The following is a 14,741-nucleotide window of genomic DNA, read 5'->3' as shown; positions in this document are numbered from 1 at the left end:
GCGGACGCCCCGGCGGGGGGAGTGACACTCAGTCGCCGGACTCGCCCTTGGGGAGCCCTTCGTAGATGTCCTTGCACTCCGGGCAGACCGGGTAGCGCTTCGGATCACGGCTCGGCACCCAGATCTTGCCGCACAGGGCGCGGATCGGGGTGCCGGTGACCATGCTCTCGGTGATCTCGTTCTTGTCCGCGTAATGCGAGAACCGCTCGTGATCCCCCTCGTCGCCGTGCGAGAGGTTCGGGCGGACTTCGCTCTCGGGAAGGATCTTCGTGCTCACGGGAAACGAGTCTACGTGCGTCCGGCCTCAGCCCGCGTGCACGGGCATGTCGGTCTTGCGGCCCGCCCTGACGAACAAGGCCAGCCCCGCGGCCACGACCGCGACCACGACGGCCACGGTGAAGCCGAAGTGCATGCCGTCCAGGAAGGACAGGTGCGCGGCCGAGGTGAGCGCGTCCGCGACCGGCTGCGGCGTGCCCGGCGGGACCGGGGCGATGCCGAGGGACACCGGGCCCTTCAGCGCGTCGATCTGGGCGGGGGTGCTCGGGATGTTCCCGGACGCCAGGTGGCCGGGCAGCACGTCCGCGACCTTGGCGGTGATCAGCGCGCCGAGCACCGCGGTGCCGAGCGAGCCGCCGACCTGCATGGCGGACTGCTGCATGCCGCCCGCGACGCCGCTGAGCTCCACCGGGGAGTTGCCCACGATGACCTCGGTGGCGCCGACCATGACCGGGGAGAGGCCGAAGGCGAGCAGCGCGAACGGGATCGCGGTGTCGATGTACCCGGCCTCCAGTCCCAGGCGGGACAGCAGGAGCATCGAGGTCGCGGTGATCAGCATGCCGACCGCGATCGGGATCCTCGGCCCGAACCTGGTCAGCGCGACGCCCGCCAGTGGGGAGGCGACGATCATGCCGGCGCTCATGGGCAGCATGCGCATGCCCGACTCCAGCGGGGACAGGCCGTGCACGCCCTGGAAGTAGAAGGTCAGGAAGAACATCGCGCCGAACATCGAGAAGGCCATCAGCACCATGAGAACCGTTCCGATGGAGACCGAGGCGTTGCGGAACAGGCCGAGAGGCAGCAGCGGCTCGGCGGCCCTGCCCTGCCAGAACACGAAGGCGGCACCGAAGATCACCGCAGCCGCGGCGAACGCGATCGTGCGGCCGTCGCCCCAGCCGTACTCGGGGGCCTTGATGATCGCCCAGACCAGGCAGAACATCGCCACCGACAGCAGGACGACACCCGGGATGTCGATCTTGGACAGGGACTCGGCCCTGCTCTCCCTGATGACCCACAGACCGACCAGGAGCGCCACGACGCCGACCGGGACGTTGATGAAGAAGACCGACTGCCAGCTGACGTTCTCCACGAGCAGGCCGCCGACGATGGGGCCCGCGGCGCTGGACACGCCGATCGCGGCGCCCCAGATGCCGATGGCCATGTTCAGTCGCTCGGCGGGGAACGCGGCGCGCAGCAGCGCCAGGGCGGCGGGCTGGAGCAGCGCGCCGAACAGGCCCTGCAGGACGCGCAGGCCGATGAGCACGCCGATGGACGAGGTGAGGCCGATGGCGAGCGAGGTCAGCGCGAAGCCAGCGATGCCGACGACGAAGACCCGCTTGTGGCCGAACAGGTCGCCCAGCTTGCCCGCGGTGATCAGGAAGACCGCGAGGGACAGCAGGTAGCCGCTGGTGACCCACTGGAGGTCGGAGAGCGAGGCTCCGAGATCCTGGCCGATGACCGGGTTGGCGATGGCGACGACGGTGCCGTCGAGCATCACCATGATCACACCGAGTGCGACGGCGAGGAGTGTGAGCCACGGATGGCCGTGGCCACGTCTGACGGGCGCGTCGGGGCGCGCGGCCAGCGCTTGTGCCATGGAGAGGTCCCCCTGTATCTATCTCTGTCAGCAGACGGTAATTTATGGCAGTCCGTGACATATGACAAACACTTTTATCCGACACATGGTGACTTGTGGCATAATATGTCGCGAAGATGTCCAGGAGGTGTCCGCCATGGGTCTACGCGAGCGCAAGAAGCACCAGACCCGGCAGGCGCTGATCGACACCGCCTTCGACCTGTTCCTCATCCAGGGCTTCGAGGCCACCACCGTCGACCAGATCGCCGCCGCCGTAGAGGTCTCGCCCCGCACCTTCTTCCGCTACTTCGGCAGCAAGGAAGACCTCGCGCTCGACTTCACCGCGGAGTACGACGAACGCATCACGGCCGCGCTGGCGGCCCGCCCCGACGACGAGGCGCCGCTGGCCGCGCTGGTCGGCGCGTACCGGGAGTTCACGCGGGCCATGGAGGGCAAGAGCGACTCCGCGGAGGACTTCGAGCGCTTCGTCAAGCACCGGCGGGTCATCGACGCCAACCCCGGGCTGCTGGCGGCGAGCTTCGCGCGGATGTCCGAAGTGGAGGAGAAGCTGAGCGAGGAGATCGCCCGCCGCCTCGGCGCCGACCCCGGCGACCTGCGTCCGCGGCTGCTGGTGGCGTTCGTCACCTCGGCCGTGCGGGTGGGGTTCGCGTGCGCGGTCGAGGGACAGGGCCCGCGGGCCCTCGCGGCCGACGTGGAACGCAGCCTCGACCTCGCCGAGGCGGTACTGACCCCCGGCGCGGGCCGTCTCCTGGTCTAGTTGAGCTTGGGGTCGTCCGGGCAGGTGGCCACGAAGGCCAGTTCCCCGGGCTGGCGGCGCAGCACCGAGCGCCACAGGTTGGCCGGGCTGGAGTCGAAGGTGTCGCCCGGCTCGGCCTCCACGACGTACCACGAGCCGTCCCGGATCTCGGCCTCCAGCTGACCCGCCGTCCAGCCCGCGTACCCGGCGAAGATACGCATCTGGGTGATCTCGCCGGCCAGGATCTCCGGCGGCGCGTCCAGGTCGACCGTGCCGAGCTTGGACACCGCCGAGGTGCCCGCGTGCAGACGCCGCCAGCCGAGCGGCTCCTGCCCGCTCGGCACCGCGGCCAGCGCCAGCGCGCTGTCGGTCTGGACCGGCCCTCCTTCGAACAGGACGGGCGGGCCGCTGACGAGTGCGTCCCAAGAGGGCAGAACCTGGGTGACGGTGACCTCGCTGGGCCGGTTGAGCATGACGCCGAGGGTGCCGCCGTCGTCGTCGTGTTCCAGTATCAGCACGACACCACGCCGGAAGTTGGGGTCGTCCAGCAGTGGCGTCGCCACCAGCAGCCTGCCGACGTAGATCGCCTCCGCCATGCATCCATCATGACGTGTGATGCCCGGAACGCGCGCCCACCCCCAGCCACATTAAGGCTTTCGCCTCACGCCACGTTACGCCCGGCAGGTAACTGGGCACGTAGAGTGACGAAGATCGGAGGGAACCTTGCGCGCACCGCGCCGTCACACCAGAGGAGGCCCCGCATGAGCCCTGTCCTACTCGTGCCGTTCACGGCTCCCGGAGACCGGGCATGAGCCCCGCCGCCCCTGTGACGACCGCGGCGCCCGGAGGTGTGGCATGAGCCCCGTCCTCCTTGTGACGATCGTGGCGATCGGCGCCGCCGCCGCCGGTTTCCCGGCCGCCCGCGCCTCGCACGCCGCCGGCTCCGACGACCCCCGCGACCACCGCATCGGCGTCTCCGTCACCCGGGTCGACTGCCCCGCCGGCCGCGCCGAGGTCGTCATGAACGCCCCCCGCGACCGCGACGCCGCCGAGTACTCCGTCCACCAGGACGGCAAGCTCATCCGCAACGGCCTCCTGTGGCCCGGCGTCGAACGCACCATCCCCGTCCACGTCGACCCCCAGGACACCGACCGCGTCGGCGTCACCATCGAGGGCCAGGGCACCACCACCTACCGCCTCCGCTCCACCTGCGACTCCCGCGAGGACTCCTACGCCGAATACCAGGCCTCCTCCTACCGCCACGAGGAAAGCAGCTCGGACGACTCCCGCGACTCCGCCACCTCCACCCGCGGCCACCACCACAACCCCCTGATCCGCCACGGCTACCGCTACAACCCCCTGATCCGCGGCAGCCTCCCCCACACCGGCCCCCCCACCGACTTCTACGCCAAGGTGGCCACCGCCCTAGGCCTGACCATCTCCGGCTCCCTACTCCTCTGGCTAGCCCTCCTCTGGCCCCACCCCACCCCCCGAGGCCTCCACCCCCACATGACCCTCCGCCCCTGCACCCGCCGCCGCCCCACATGACGAAAACCCAGAAATGTCAGGTCCGGCCGGCACCCGCCCCCCGGCGCTCCAGCACCCGGGCCAGCCGCTTCTCCAGCATCGCCCGGCAGTCCGGCCACTCGTCCGCGATGATCGAGTAGACCGCGGAGTCCCGAAGCCGCCCGTCCTCACCCGGCGCCCGCGACCGGGACCAGTTCCGCAGCACACCTTCGAGCCGCGCCCCCACACTCTCGATCGCGCCCCGCGACCGCTCGTTCCGCGCGTCCGTCTGGAGATCGACCCGAGCCACCCCCCAGCTCTCGAACACATGCCGGAACAGCAGGAACTTGGCCTCCAGGTTCACCCCGGTCCCCTGCGCCGACGCCGCGAGCCACGTCGACCCCACCTCGACCGCGCACAACTCCCCCCGCCCCGGCCACAACCGAGGATCACAGTAAGCAGTGACCCCCACCACCCGCCCCGACCCCTTCTCCACCTGCGCGTACGGAGCCAGTTCCCCAGCCGCCGCCCGAGCGAGCCGCCCGTCGACATACCCCTCCACCTCCGAAGCCCGAGGCACCCACGTAAACCCATACGCCTCGCGCCCCTCCTCCACCGCCACCACCAGTTCGTCCACATGCCGCCGCCCCAACGGCTCCAGCCGCACCAGCACCCCATCCAGCAACGGCCCCTCAAATTCGAACCCCATCGCCCTCATTCCTCCCAAGCCGCGAAACGCCACTCCGCCACAAACCGAGCGGTCACAATAGTCGGCCCCGCGACACCGCGATAAGACGACAGCCGAAGCCCGTCACGAGAGCGGCGTCCCGCTTCGGCGGCTTGGAAGCAATGATGTCCGGAGCATTGCCTCGCGAGGTGGTCGGCGGATCACTCGCTGTGCGATTATCGCACCATGAGTTCGCTTGACTGGGTCGCGATCGGGGAACGGGTTCGCGAATCACGGCTGGCCATGCGGCTTTCCCAGGAACAGCTGGCCGAGAGGATCGGTCTCGATCGGACCATGGTCAGCAAGATCGAGGCCGGTGGCAGGCGTCTGGACGCGCTGGAACTCGTGCGGGTGGCAAGCGCACTCGATCTTCCGATCGCGCACTTCATCAGTGCGCCGCCAGCGGTGATGTCCCACCGCGCGCCCTTGGCCGAGGACACCACCACAGACGCCGCGCAGGCCTCGTATCGCATCGACGCCGCGCTGGCCTCGTGGATTCGTGACATCCGGCTCCTCGTCTCCCTGGGGACGCTCCGGCCGAACCCGATCAAGCGATACCCGGACAGGGTCGACGGGCGTGCGGCCGCGGTGGCCGCCGCGCGGTGGCTGAGAGATGAGCTCGGCCTGGGGAGCCGGCCAATCGAGTCGCTCGTCGACCTCTGCGAGCAGAGCGGGCAGTACCTGCTGCTGACAGACCTTCCGGGGGACGGCGCCTCAGCCGTGGACGGTGACGTGGCGGCAGCCGTGATCAGCGTCAGTGGCGACCCCGGCCGTCGTCGCGCGACCGCGGCCCACGAACTCGGCCACCTCATACTCGGCGATGAGTACTCGAGCGACCTGGGAGTAAGCGCCTCCCGTGAGGACCGCGAAGCGGTGGTGAACGTCTTCGCCGCGGAACTCCTCCTCCCGGTCGCCGCCATCAGCCGGGCATGGGTGGAGCGCGGACCCTGCAGATCCACGCTCATCCGCCTGGCGGCCGAACACCGGACATCCTGGAGTCTCGCCCTCCGGCAGGCGACCACGGCCGAAGCGATAGGCAAAGCCGAGGAAACGAAGCTACGTGCCTGCCCTCCGACATACGCCGAATTCAGGGACGCGCTGGGTTGGACCCCCCAGCCGGACCTCGACTCCATCCGCGTCCCCCCAGGCTTCGCGCACGCCGTGATGCTGGCCTACCGGGACCACCACATCACCAGCCGTCGAGCCGTGGAACTCATGCACGGGCAGTTAAACAACGAAACCGACCTGCCTCCAAGCGGCGACGAGGACGACGCCCCATGACGACGGCGAGGCCGGACGACCCGTTGCCACCGCTCGTAGCGGACGCCATGGTGATCCTTCACTTCGCGAAAGCCGATCGTCTCGATGTACTCGGCGCCTGCGTGATGGAGATGTCCACCACCTACATCGTGGTGGAAGAGGTCACCAGGCATGTCGATCGGTATCCGTCGCTGACGTCACCGGCCAAACTCGAATGGCTACGGGTCCTGCCGCAGGACACCGACGAAGACCTGCTTGCCTTCGACAAGTGGGTCACCTTGCTCGGCGCCGGAGAACACGACCTCGGCGAAGCCAGTGTGTTCGCGGCCGCGGAAACCCATCGACTCGTCGTGCTCACCGACGACCGTGACGCGACCAGAGTCGGACGGCGTCACGGCCTGGAGATTCACGGCACCGTATGGTTGCTGACCCGGCTGTACGCGCTCAGAAAGCTGACGCTGGTGGAAATCTGCGGGCATGTCGATGCTCTGCGAGCGTCTGGGATGCGCCTGCCGTGCACCGGTACCGAGCTCTCGCGGTGGGCGGGAGAGCGAGGGCTTCTCTAGGCTCTTCTCCCCCCAGCTCTCCTCCTGCGGAGACCTCGACCAGGGAGGTTGCTCGGAAGACGGCGCAGAGCACGGGATGAGGGTGACGTCGAGGTGGAGGGCGGCATCGCCGTCATCACCATCAACTGTCCCAGGTAGGGGGTGCGGGGGCGGAGCCCCTGCCTTGGGGTTTGGGGCGGGAGCCCCAATGAGGGCAGTCCGAGCGCTCTTTTGCTTCACCTTGCGCACAAAATCGGTTAAGGGTGAGTAGCAGGGTTTTTCTGCGGGTGGGGCTTATTTGTGGGCAGCGAGAAATGGGCCCGCCGTGGGTGGGTGGGGCTGGGGGGGTCAGGCTTCGGTTAGGCCTCGGACTCGGCCGCCGGCGCTTTTGCTTACGGCGGAGGCGACTGTGGTGGAGACGTCGGGGTGGAAGACGCTGGGGATTATGTAGTTGGGGCCCAGTTCTTCGGGGGAGACGACGCCGGCCAGGGCGGTGGCGGCGGCCAGGAGCATGGACTCGGTCACGGTGCGGGACTGGGAGTCCAGGAGGCCGCGGAAGACGCCGGGGAAGGCCAGGACGTTGTTGATCTGGTTGGGGTAGTCGGAGCGGCCGGTGGCGACTACGGCGGCGTGTTCTCTGGCGTCGTCGGGGGAGACCTCGGGGTCGGGGTTGGCGAGGGCGAAGACCACGGCGGAGTCGGCCATGGTGGCGATGTCGTCGCCGGTGAGGATGCCGGGGGCGGAGACGCCGATGAAGACGTCGGCGCCCTTGACGGCGCCGCGCAGGTCGCCGCCGTAGCCCTCGGCGTTGGTGTTCTCGGCGATCCAGCGCAGGGAGTCGTCGAGGTCGTCGCGGCCCTTGTGGACGGCGCCGAGGTAGTCGCAGACGACGACGTGGCGGGCACCGGCGGCGAGGAGCAGGCGCAGGACGGCGGTGCCGGCGGCGCCGGCGCCTGCCATGGCGATGCGGACGTCGGGCAGGGACTTGCCGACGACGCGCAGGGCGTTGGTGAGGGCGGCGAGGACGCAGATCGCGGTGCCGTGCTGGTCGTCGTGGAAGACCGGGATGTCCAGCATGTCGCGCAGGCGGCGCTCGATCTCGAAGCAGCGCGGCGCGGAGATGTCCTCGAGATTGATGCCGCCGAAGCCGGGGGCGATGCAGCGGACGACCTCGACGATGGTGTCGACGTCCTGGGTGTCCAGGCAGATGGGCCAGGCGTCGATGCCCGCGAAGCGCTTGAACAGGGCGGCCTTGCCCTCCATGACCGGTAGCGCGGCGGCGGGGCCGATGTTGCCGAGGCCGAGCACCGCCGAGCCGTCGGTGACGACGGCCACGGTGTTGCGCTTGATGGTGAGGCGCCGGGCGTCCTCGGGGTTGCGGGCGATGGCCAGGGACACCCGGGCGACGCCGGGGGTGTACGCCATCGACAGCTCGTCACGGGTGCGCAGCGGCACCTTGGACTGCATCTCGATCTTGCCGCCGAGGTGCATGAGGAACGTGCGGTCGCTGACCTTGTGCAGGACGACCCCGCCCACCTGGCCCAGGCTGTCGACGATGGCCTGCGCGTGCTCGGTGTCCTTGGCGGCGCAGGTGACGTCGATGCGCAGGGTCTCGTGCCCGGCGGTGGTGACGTCGAGGGCGGTCACCACTCCCCCGGCGTTCTCCACGGCGTGGGTGAGCTGGCTGACGGCCTTGCCCCCCGCCGGGACCTCGAGACGGACGGTGATCGAGTAGGACACGCTCGGCACGGTCGCCACGTCAATCCGCTCCTTTGCGGTGTGTGTGGTCGCGCTCGCTCGGGTGCCCGTGATCGCGCATCCGGCCAGCCTGCACATTCGGGGGATATCCATCGTGCCAGACCAGGCCTAGCGCTCACGCCGTCCCTGTGGACGGCCCCCGTGAACTCCGGGGTGGACCCCCAGCGGTCAGAAGAGGGCGTTGGCGAGATCCCGGCGGGCCTTGGCGACGACCGGGTCGCCGGGGGGCAGGGCGTCGAAGAGGCCGAGCAGGTGACGGCGGGTGCGGTCGCGGTCGTCGCCGGAGCTGCGGCGGATCAGGCCGATGAGCCGGGCGAACGCGGCCTCCGGCATGCCGCTCAGCATCTCGACGTCCGCGGCCTGGGCCTGCGCCTCCACGTCCTTGGGGTCGGCGGCGGCCCGGTCGATCACCCCGCGGGGGTCGAGGTCCTGGGTACGGCGGATGAGGCCGACACCGGCCAGGCCGATCTTGGCGTCCTGGTCGGCGGGCGAGCGGGCGAGCAGCCGCTCGTACGCCGCCGCGGCGGCGTCGAGGTCGCCCTCGTCGACGGCCTTCTCGGCGGCGAGGAGGTCGGGGTCGACCTGGGGCTGGGGCGCCTCGGCATCGGCTTCGCCGGGGGGCTGCTCGCCGCCCGGCTGGAGGTACTGCGCCAGCGCGGTCATGAGTTGGTCGAGCCATTGCCGCACCTGTGCCTCGGGCAGCGCGCCCTGGAAGCCGGTGACGGCCTGTCCCTGGAACACTGCGAGGACGGTGGGGATGCTCTGCACCTGGAGCGCGCCGCTGATCTGCGGGCTCGCGTCCACGTCGACCTTGGCGAGGACCCAGCGTCCGGCGGCCTCGGCGGCGAGCTTCTCCAGGATGGGGCTGAGCTGCTTGCATGGTTCGCACCAGGTCGCCCAGAGGTCGAGGATCACCGGCACCCGCATGGAGCGCTCGATCACCTCGGTGGCGAAGGTGGCGTCGGTGACGTCGATGACCGTCCCCCCCGCGGCGGGGGGTGTGGCGCCCTGCGCCGGCGCCTGGGCCGCCGCCGCCTCGCGGCGGGCCTGCGCCTCCAGGGCCTGCTTGCGCGCGCCGAGGTCCACGGCCCCTTGCAGCGATGCCGGTCGAGTGAAGTCCGCTGGGCTCATACCCCAATCCTGCCGCATCCACCGGGTGCTCAGCGTCGCCCGGGGGCGCCTGAGCCCGATTCGCCCGCCGCTATGTCACACCTTTATCGCAAATCCTCACGGGACTGTCACGAACCGGGGTTATCCCGAAATATGAACTCCGCAGAAGTTCAGCTCACTTGGAGGTGGGTGTTGAGACGCGTCATCGTCGTAGCTGCGGCTACCGCACTGATCGCGGCAGTGGCGGCCAACCCGGCGCAAGCTGGACCAACAAAGGCCGCGCCGGCGACCACGACCCAGTACGTCGTCCTGTACAAGGAAGGTGCCGTTGCCGCCGACGCCCAGAAGGCGATCGAGGCGGCGGGCGGCAGCGTCCTCAAAGTGAACACCGCGGTCGGACTGGCCACGGTGTCAACGCAGAACCCGGGCTTCGCTGATGCGGTCAGGGCCAGCGGCGCCGTCGATGGCGTCGCGCACGACCGCAGCATCGGCAGCGTCCCCAAGAGCGCGAGGGCGAGTGACGCCGCCCGCGCGGCCGAGCTGGCCAAGGCAGTGGAGAAGGAAGGCCGGGGCCACGGCGGCCCGCTCAACCACGGCCGCAACGACAAGGCCGAACCGCTCTCGGACCTTCAGTGGGACCTGAAGCAGATCCACGCGAACGAGGCCCACAAGTACGAGAAGGGCGACAAGCAGGTGGTGGTCGGTGTCATCGACACCGGCGTCGACGGTTCGCACCCCGACATCGCCCCCAACTTCAACCGCGCCCTGAGCCGCAACTTCACGACCGACGTCCCCGTGGACGCCAACGGCGACCCGGTCGACGGCCCCTGTGAGGAAGAGGCCGACCACTCCTGCAGCGACGCGCCGGACGTGGACGAGAACGGTCACGGCACGCACGTGGCGTCCTCGATCGCCTCCCCGATCAACAAGCTCGGTGTCGCCGGTGTCGCCCCCAACGTCACCGTCATCAACATCCGCGCCGGCCAGGACTCGGGTTACTTCTTCCTGCAGCCGAGCGTGGACGCCCTGACCTACGCCGGTGACGCCGGTGTCGACGTGGTCAACATGAGCTACTACATCGACCCATGGCTGTTCAACTGCACCGACAACCCGGCCGACTCGCCCGAGGACCGGGCCGAGCAGGCCACGATCATCAACGCGACCCAGCGCGCCCTGAACTACGCGCACCGCAAGGGCGTCACCCTGGTCGGCGCCGCGGGCAACCAGGCCGGTGACTACACCAAGAACTACACCGACAACACCAGCCCGGACTTCGCCGGCCAGCCCGGCGAGGCGCCCTACACGCGCACCATCCCGCCGAGCTGCCTGTCCCTGCCCGGCGAGGGTGAGCACGTGATCTCGGTGTCCGCCATCGGCATCAGCAAGCGCAAGTCGTACTACTCCAGCTTCGGCAACGGCTACGTCGACGTCGCCTCCCCCGGCGGCGACACGTACGACACGCCGACCAACACGCGGGACGTCACCAAGGCCACGCTGTCGGCCTATCCCAAGTCGCTCGCCATCGCCAACGGCGAGATCGACGCGGCCGGGAACCCGACGGTGGACTACGTGGTGAAGGACTGCAAGGGCTCCACCTGCGCGTACTACCAGTACCTTCAGGGCACGTCCATGGCCTCGCCCCGCGCGGCCGGCGTCGCGGCGCTCATCGTCAGCAAGTACGGCACCCGTGACTGGCGCAACGGCGGCAAGACCATGTCCCCGGACCTGGTCGAGGGGGTCCTGAAGGCCACGGCCACCAAGACCGCCTGCCCCACCCCGCCCGCCTACACCTACACCCGCATCCTGCCCAACGGGACCACCGTGACGGCGACGCACGTCTGCGAGGGAAGCACCTGGTCCAACGGCTTCTACGGCAAGGGCATCGTCGACGCCCTGCGCGCCGTCGGCCACTGAAGCACTGACCGGTCACCGGCACACGGCCGGTGACCGGAGCACCCCGGAAGGGGCCCGTCCTCCCAGGGCGGGCCCCTTCTGCCGTCTCGGCACGGCGGCGTCCCCGTGCGGCGTCCCGGTGCGGCGGGCCCGGAACGCGCCCTACGCGTCGGAGCGCGCGGTCTCGTCGGGGGCCGGGAAGTCACCCGCCGCGACCCTGATGGTGCGCAGCAGGTCGAACATGTGCACCAGGTCCGGCTCGCCGTACATGCCCAGGCAGAAGTCGGCGGCCATGAGGTCGTCGGTGGCGCGCTTGACGACCTCGCGCCCCTTCTCGGTGATCTGGGCGAGGATGCCGCGCCCGTCGTCGGGGTTGCGCACCCGGCGCACCAGCCCGGCACGTTCCAGGCGGTCGACGGTGTTGGTGACGCTGGTCGGGTGCACCATCAGCCGTTCGCCGATCCGTGACAACGCCAGCGAACCGGTACGGCTGAAGGTGAGCAGCACGAGCGCCTCGTAGCGCGCGAAGGTCAAGTCGTGCGGGCGGAGCAGCGTGTCCAGTTGCCCGAGCAGGATCTGGTGCGCTCTCATGATCGAGGTGACGGCTGCCATGGCGGATGACGGCCCGAAGTGCACGCGCCACGTGTCGGCGGCGCGCTCGATTGGGTCGAAGGGCAGGTTGAGCGGCTTAGGTACACCGATTGACACACGCTTACGCTAGCGCCTGCCGCGACCACTGACACAGGGTGACCGGAATTCCATTTGGTACCCAAGAAGCGGGACGCCAAACATCACGCTCCGTTATGGTTGGCACGTCAAGAGGTGAGGCGCGGCAAAGCCCGACCCAAAGCACGGGGAAAGCCCTGCCGTCCGACGCGAGGCACGACTACGTGATCCCGTGGACGGACCGGCGGGGCGAGGCGGCCGGGCGAGGGGATGCCAAGGGGCCGGCATCCGAGTGGCGCGCCGCTCATCCAGGCACGGGGGGTCCTTGCAAGTGAACTACACGAACACCGCGCGGGCGGCGTGGCCGGTCATCCGGTCCACGCGGGGCCGTGCTTGAGCATAGGGGCGTTTCACGGGAGGAGCTGAAGCACAGCGCGCTGGTGGCGGTAGGAACGCTGCTCGCGCTGGGCCTGCTCGCCGCGTGGAGCGTCCTGATTCCTGGTGTCTCCGCATGGGAGAACATCGTCGTCGCCGTCATCGGGTCGCTACGTCTGACCGGCCCGGTCGCCGCCGCCTTCGGCGCGTGGGTCGCGGTGCGCGCCCGTCGCGCCTCGCCGCGCCGCGCACCCGGGGGCGGGTCCTGGCACGCGCGTGCCGCGCCGTGGCGTGGACGCGGCGCGCCCTGGCGCGCGCGGGGCCTGACCGGACGTCCGCGCGCCGGCGCCCCGGGAGGGGCGCGCTCGGGCGGGCCCGGCTGGCGGGTGCTGAGAGCGCCGCTGGCGATCCTCGCGGTCGTGGTGGGGGCCTTCGGTGCGACGGTGAGCGTGCTCGCCATGAAGGCCGTCCTGACCGAGCAGGCGGGGCATCTGGCGCCCACGGGACTCGCGGTGGGCGCCGCGGGGCTGGCGCTGTACACCGTGATCGGGTGGATCGCGGGCTGGGCGCTGCCCTGGCCGGTGACGCCGCTCGCCGCGGGGGCGGGCACCTACGCGCTGCTCACCTCGCCGTCGGGGGGCTCGTCCTTCGCCGCCAGGCTCGCGCCGGGCGTCGCCGAGCCGTACGACCCGTTCACGGGGCTGAGCCCGGTCGCGTTCGCCGACCAGACGCTCTGGCTGCTCGGCGCCACCGGCGCCCTGCTGCTCGTCTGGACGGCCGTCGTGACCCGGCGCGCCCTGGCGTTCGCGCTGGCGGTGCTCGCGGTGCTGGTGGCCGGGGCGGGCATGGCCCGCATGCTGATCCGGCCGCAGGCGGTGGCCGCCGACGAGCCCATGGTCTACAGCTGCCAGGAGTGGCCGATCACGGTGTGCGTGCATCCCGGGATGCGCGGCGGCCTGACCGAGCTCGGCGCCGAGTTCACCACGATCGCCGCCCGGCTCACCGGCACGCCCGCCGCGTTCTCCCGGGTCGAGCAGCGCTCGCGCGACGACGCCGACGACCTCGGGCCCGGCGTGGTGACCATCCACGTGGACGACCTCGCCCCGGGGTACGCCGACCGGGCCGCGTCGGAGTTCGTCGGGACGCTGGCGAGGCCGTGCGCGGGGACGGCGGCCGAGGGGTACCGGGCCATCGTGACGGCCTGGCTGCGCGGGCGCCCGCTGCCCGCGGGGCCGCTGGCGGGCCACCAGGCCGCGGCGGGGTGGTTCTCCACGCTGGCCGAGAGCCAGCGGCGGGACTGGCTGCGCATGTTCTACACCGACTTCGCGACCTGCCGGCTGCACGGGCCGCACTTCGGCGGCGGGGCCCGTTACCACCCGGTGCGCGTGCGGGGGGATCACCCGGCGTGGCCGTCCGGCGGCGTGATCCGCTACCCGCCGCAGGTCCCGGTGCCCGGTTCGCCGTACCCCGCGCTGCCCGTCTCCTCGGCGGCGCGCACTCCGGCGTACCACCCCTGACGTGCACGTGGGATCAGGTAACGCCACGGAAGGTGAGAACGGGTTCTTCTCGGGAAGAACCACTGCCGTGAATCGCGAGTCGCCGCCCCCCCGGACGCCCTACCCGTCCACCGAAGCCGGAGCGCACGAGCAACGTCGCTCCGGCCGTGGCCGGCGTTTCCTCGTCGGCATCCTGGCCGTCGTCGTCCTGCTCGCCGGAGGCGCCTGGCTGGCCTGGACCTACTTCGACCCCTTCGGCACGCGCAACGTCGACCGCAGCCCGCCCGTGCTGCTGCAGTCGATCCAGGACATGAGCCGCTACCAGGCCGCCGCGGGCAACTTCCAGGTCATCGTCGACCTGGAGAAGGACGCGCCGTTCCTGCCCGACGCGCTGAAGGGCTCGCGCACCCTGTTCGTCGGGGTGGGGAGCGTGGACGCGTACGTCGACTTCAGCGGGCTGAAGGACGACGCCATCACCATCTCGCCGGACCGCACCGAGGTGACGGTGCGGCTGCCGCGCGCCCAGCTGGAACGTCCCAACCTGGACCACCAGAAATCCCACGTATACGCGAGGGAACGAGGCCTGTTCGACCGGTTCAACGACATGCTCTCGGACAACCCAGCGGACCAGCAGGAGCTGTACGTCCTGGCGGAGCAGAAGATCGCCGAGGCCGCCCAGCAGAGCGACCTGCGCGCCCGCGCCGACAAGAACACCAAGCTGATGCTGGAGGGCATGCTCAAGTCGCTGGGCTTCACCAAGGTGACGATCAAGTTCGCCGACGAGCCCTGATGACGC

General features: G+C 70.3%; 14 protein-coding genes. 7 read left to right on the top strand and 7 right to left on the bottom strand.

Annotation, left to right across the window (positions count from 1 at the left end):
• Window positions 1-28: 28 nt before the first annotated feature.
• Together ACFP1K_RS13925 and ACFP1K_RS13920 are read right to left on the bottom strand one after the other, a co-directional pair.
• The gene (locus ACFP1K_RS13925; protein WP_380751891.1) at window positions 29-277 is read right to left on the bottom strand and encodes a DUF3039 domain-containing protein; all 249 of its coding nucleotides are present in this window, start codon (window positions 275-277) and stop codon (window positions 29-31) included.
• 27 nt (window positions 278-304) lie between these two features.
• Entirely contained in the window at window positions 305-1,873 is a 1,569-nt protein-coding gene (locus ACFP1K_RS13920) for an MFS transporter (protein WP_380751888.1), read from the bottom strand.
• 136 nt (window positions 1,874-2,009) lie between these two features.
• On the opposite strand from ACFP1K_RS13920, the gene ACFP1K_RS13915 reads away from it, so the two are divergent.
• Window positions 2,010-2,630 (top strand): TetR family transcriptional regulator, encoded by a 621-nt coding sequence (locus ACFP1K_RS13915; protein ID WP_380751885.1) that lies wholly within the window; start codon window positions 2,010-2,012, stop codon window positions 2,628-2,630.
• Here the strand turns inward: ACFP1K_RS13915 and ACFP1K_RS13910 are convergent.
• On the bottom strand, window positions 2,627-3,205 hold the full coding sequence (locus ACFP1K_RS13910) for a YqgE/AlgH family protein (protein ID WP_380751882.1): 579 nt from the start codon (window positions 3,203-3,205) through the stop codon (window positions 2,627-2,629). The genes ACFP1K_RS13915 and ACFP1K_RS13910 overlap by 4 nt on opposite strands.
• 259 nt (window positions 3,206-3,464) lie before the next feature.
• On the opposite strand from ACFP1K_RS13910, the gene ACFP1K_RS13905 reads away from it, so the two are divergent.
• Complete coding sequence (locus tag ACFP1K_RS13905; protein ID WP_380751879.1) at window positions 3,465-4,157, top strand: hypothetical protein; 693 nt, start codon at window positions 3,465-3,467, stop codon at window positions 4,155-4,157.
• Between the two features lie 16 nt (window positions 4,158-4,173).
• Here ACFP1K_RS13905 and ACFP1K_RS13900 read toward each other — a convergent pair whose 3' ends face one another.
• Window positions 4,174-4,824 (bottom strand): GNAT family N-acetyltransferase, encoded by a 651-nt coding sequence (locus ACFP1K_RS13900; protein ID WP_380751876.1) that lies wholly within the window; start codon window positions 4,822-4,824, stop codon window positions 4,174-4,176.
• A gap of 204 nt (window positions 4,825-5,028) precedes the next feature.
• Between ACFP1K_RS13900 and ACFP1K_RS13895 the strand changes: the two genes are divergently transcribed.
• Both ACFP1K_RS13895 and ACFP1K_RS13890 read left to right on the top strand, forming a co-directional pair.
• Window positions 5,029-6,123, top strand: a complete 1,095-nt coding sequence (locus tag ACFP1K_RS13895) for a helix-turn-helix domain-containing protein (protein WP_380751873.1) — start codon at window positions 5,029-5,031, stop codon at window positions 6,121-6,123.
• Window positions 6,120-6,668 carry a hypothetical protein gene (locus tag ACFP1K_RS13890; protein WP_380751870.1) on the top strand — a complete coding sequence of 183 codons (549 nt, stop codon included), beginning with the start codon at window positions 6,120-6,122 and terminating at the stop codon, window positions 6,666-6,668. The genes ACFP1K_RS13895 and ACFP1K_RS13890 overlap by 4 nt, the downstream gene beginning before the upstream one ends.
• A gap of 327 nt (window positions 6,669-6,995) precedes the next feature.
• On the opposite strand, the gene ACFP1K_RS13885 is transcribed toward ACFP1K_RS13890, so the two are convergent.
• Both ACFP1K_RS13885 and ACFP1K_RS13880 read right to left on the bottom strand, forming a co-directional pair.
• Window positions 6,996-8,405 carry an NAD-dependent malic enzyme gene (locus tag ACFP1K_RS13885; protein WP_380751867.1) on the bottom strand — a complete coding sequence of 470 codons (1,410 nt, stop codon included), beginning with the start codon at window positions 8,403-8,405 and terminating at the stop codon, window positions 6,996-6,998.
• 168 nt (window positions 8,406-8,573) lie between these two features.
• Window positions 8,574-9,536 (bottom strand): tetratricopeptide repeat protein, encoded by a 963-nt coding sequence (locus ACFP1K_RS13880; RefSeq protein WP_380751864.1) that lies wholly within the window; start codon window positions 9,534-9,536, stop codon window positions 8,574-8,576.
• A 171-nt stretch (window positions 9,537-9,707) separates the two neighbouring features.
• On the opposite strand from ACFP1K_RS13880, the gene ACFP1K_RS13875 reads away from it, so the two are divergent.
• The gene (locus ACFP1K_RS13875) at window positions 9,708-11,429 is read left to right on the top strand and encodes a S8 family serine peptidase (RefSeq protein WP_380751861.1); all 1,722 of its coding nucleotides are present in this window, start codon (window positions 9,708-9,710) and stop codon (window positions 11,427-11,429) included.
• Between the two features lie 141 nt (window positions 11,430-11,570).
• Here the strand turns inward: ACFP1K_RS13875 and ACFP1K_RS13870 are convergent, their stop codons facing one another.
• The gene (locus ACFP1K_RS13870; protein ID WP_380752010.1) at window positions 11,571-12,110 is read right to left on the bottom strand and encodes a MarR family winged helix-turn-helix transcriptional regulator; all 540 of its coding nucleotides are present in this window, start codon (window positions 12,108-12,110) and stop codon (window positions 11,571-11,573) included.
• Window positions 12,111-12,463: 353 nt separating this feature from the next.
• On the opposite strand from ACFP1K_RS13870, the gene ACFP1K_RS13865 reads away from it, so the two are divergent.
• Together ACFP1K_RS13865 and ACFP1K_RS13860 are read left to right on the top strand one after the other, a co-directional pair.
• Window positions 12,464-13,966, top strand: coding sequence for a hypothetical protein (locus tag ACFP1K_RS13865; RefSeq protein ID WP_380751858.1), 1,503 nt, complete (start codon window positions 12,464-12,466; stop codon window positions 13,964-13,966).
• 67 nt (window positions 13,967-14,033) lie between these two features.
• Window positions 14,034-14,735 (top strand): DUF4230 domain-containing protein, encoded by a 702-nt coding sequence (locus ACFP1K_RS13860; protein WP_380751853.1) that lies wholly within the window; start codon window positions 14,034-14,036, stop codon window positions 14,733-14,735.
• The last annotated feature ends 6 nt before the right edge of the window (window positions 14,736-14,741 follow it).

The organism is Sphaerisporangium aureirubrum (genome assembly GCF_042658925.1).
Lineage (GTDB): Bacteria > Actinomycetota > Actinomycetes > Streptosporangiales > Streptosporangiaceae > Sphaerisporangium > Sphaerisporangium aureirubrum.
The sequence above is the reverse complement of the archived record's forward strand: the minus strand, read 5'-3'. Positions and strand labels throughout refer to the sequence as shown.

Bases quoted from the DNA above. Each gene is read 5' to 3' on its own strand.
- ACFP1K_RS13920 (WP_380751888.1), bottom strand. From the start codon at position 1,873: ATGGCACAAGCGCTGGCCGCGCGCCCCGACGCGCCCGTCAGACGTGGC.
- ACFP1K_RS13915 (WP_380751885.1), top strand. From the start codon at position 2,010: ATGGGTCTACGCGAGCGCAAGAAGCACCAGACCCGGCAGGCGCTGATC.
- ACFP1K_RS13910 (WP_380751882.1), bottom strand. From the start codon at position 3,205: ATGGCGGAGGCGATCTACGTCGGCAGGCTGCTGGTGGCGACGCCACTG.
- ACFP1K_RS13905 (WP_380751879.1), top strand. From the start codon at position 3,465: ATGAGCCCCGTCCTCCTTGTGACGATCGTGGCGATCGGCGCCGCCGCC.
- ACFP1K_RS13900 (WP_380751876.1), bottom strand. From the start codon at position 4,824: ATGGGGTTCGAATTTGAGGGGCCGTTGCTGGATGGGGTGCTGGTGCGG.
- ACFP1K_RS13895 (WP_380751873.1), top strand. From the start codon at position 5,029: ATGAGTTCGCTTGACTGGGTCGCGATCGGGGAACGGGTTCGCGAATCA.
- ACFP1K_RS13890 (WP_380751870.1), top strand. From the start codon at position 6,120: ATGACGACGGCGAGGCCGGACGACCCGTTGCCACCGCTCGTAGCGGAC.
- ACFP1K_RS13880 (WP_380751864.1), bottom strand. From the start codon at position 9,536: ATGAGCCCAGCGGACTTCACTCGACCGGCATCGCTGCAAGGGGCCGTG.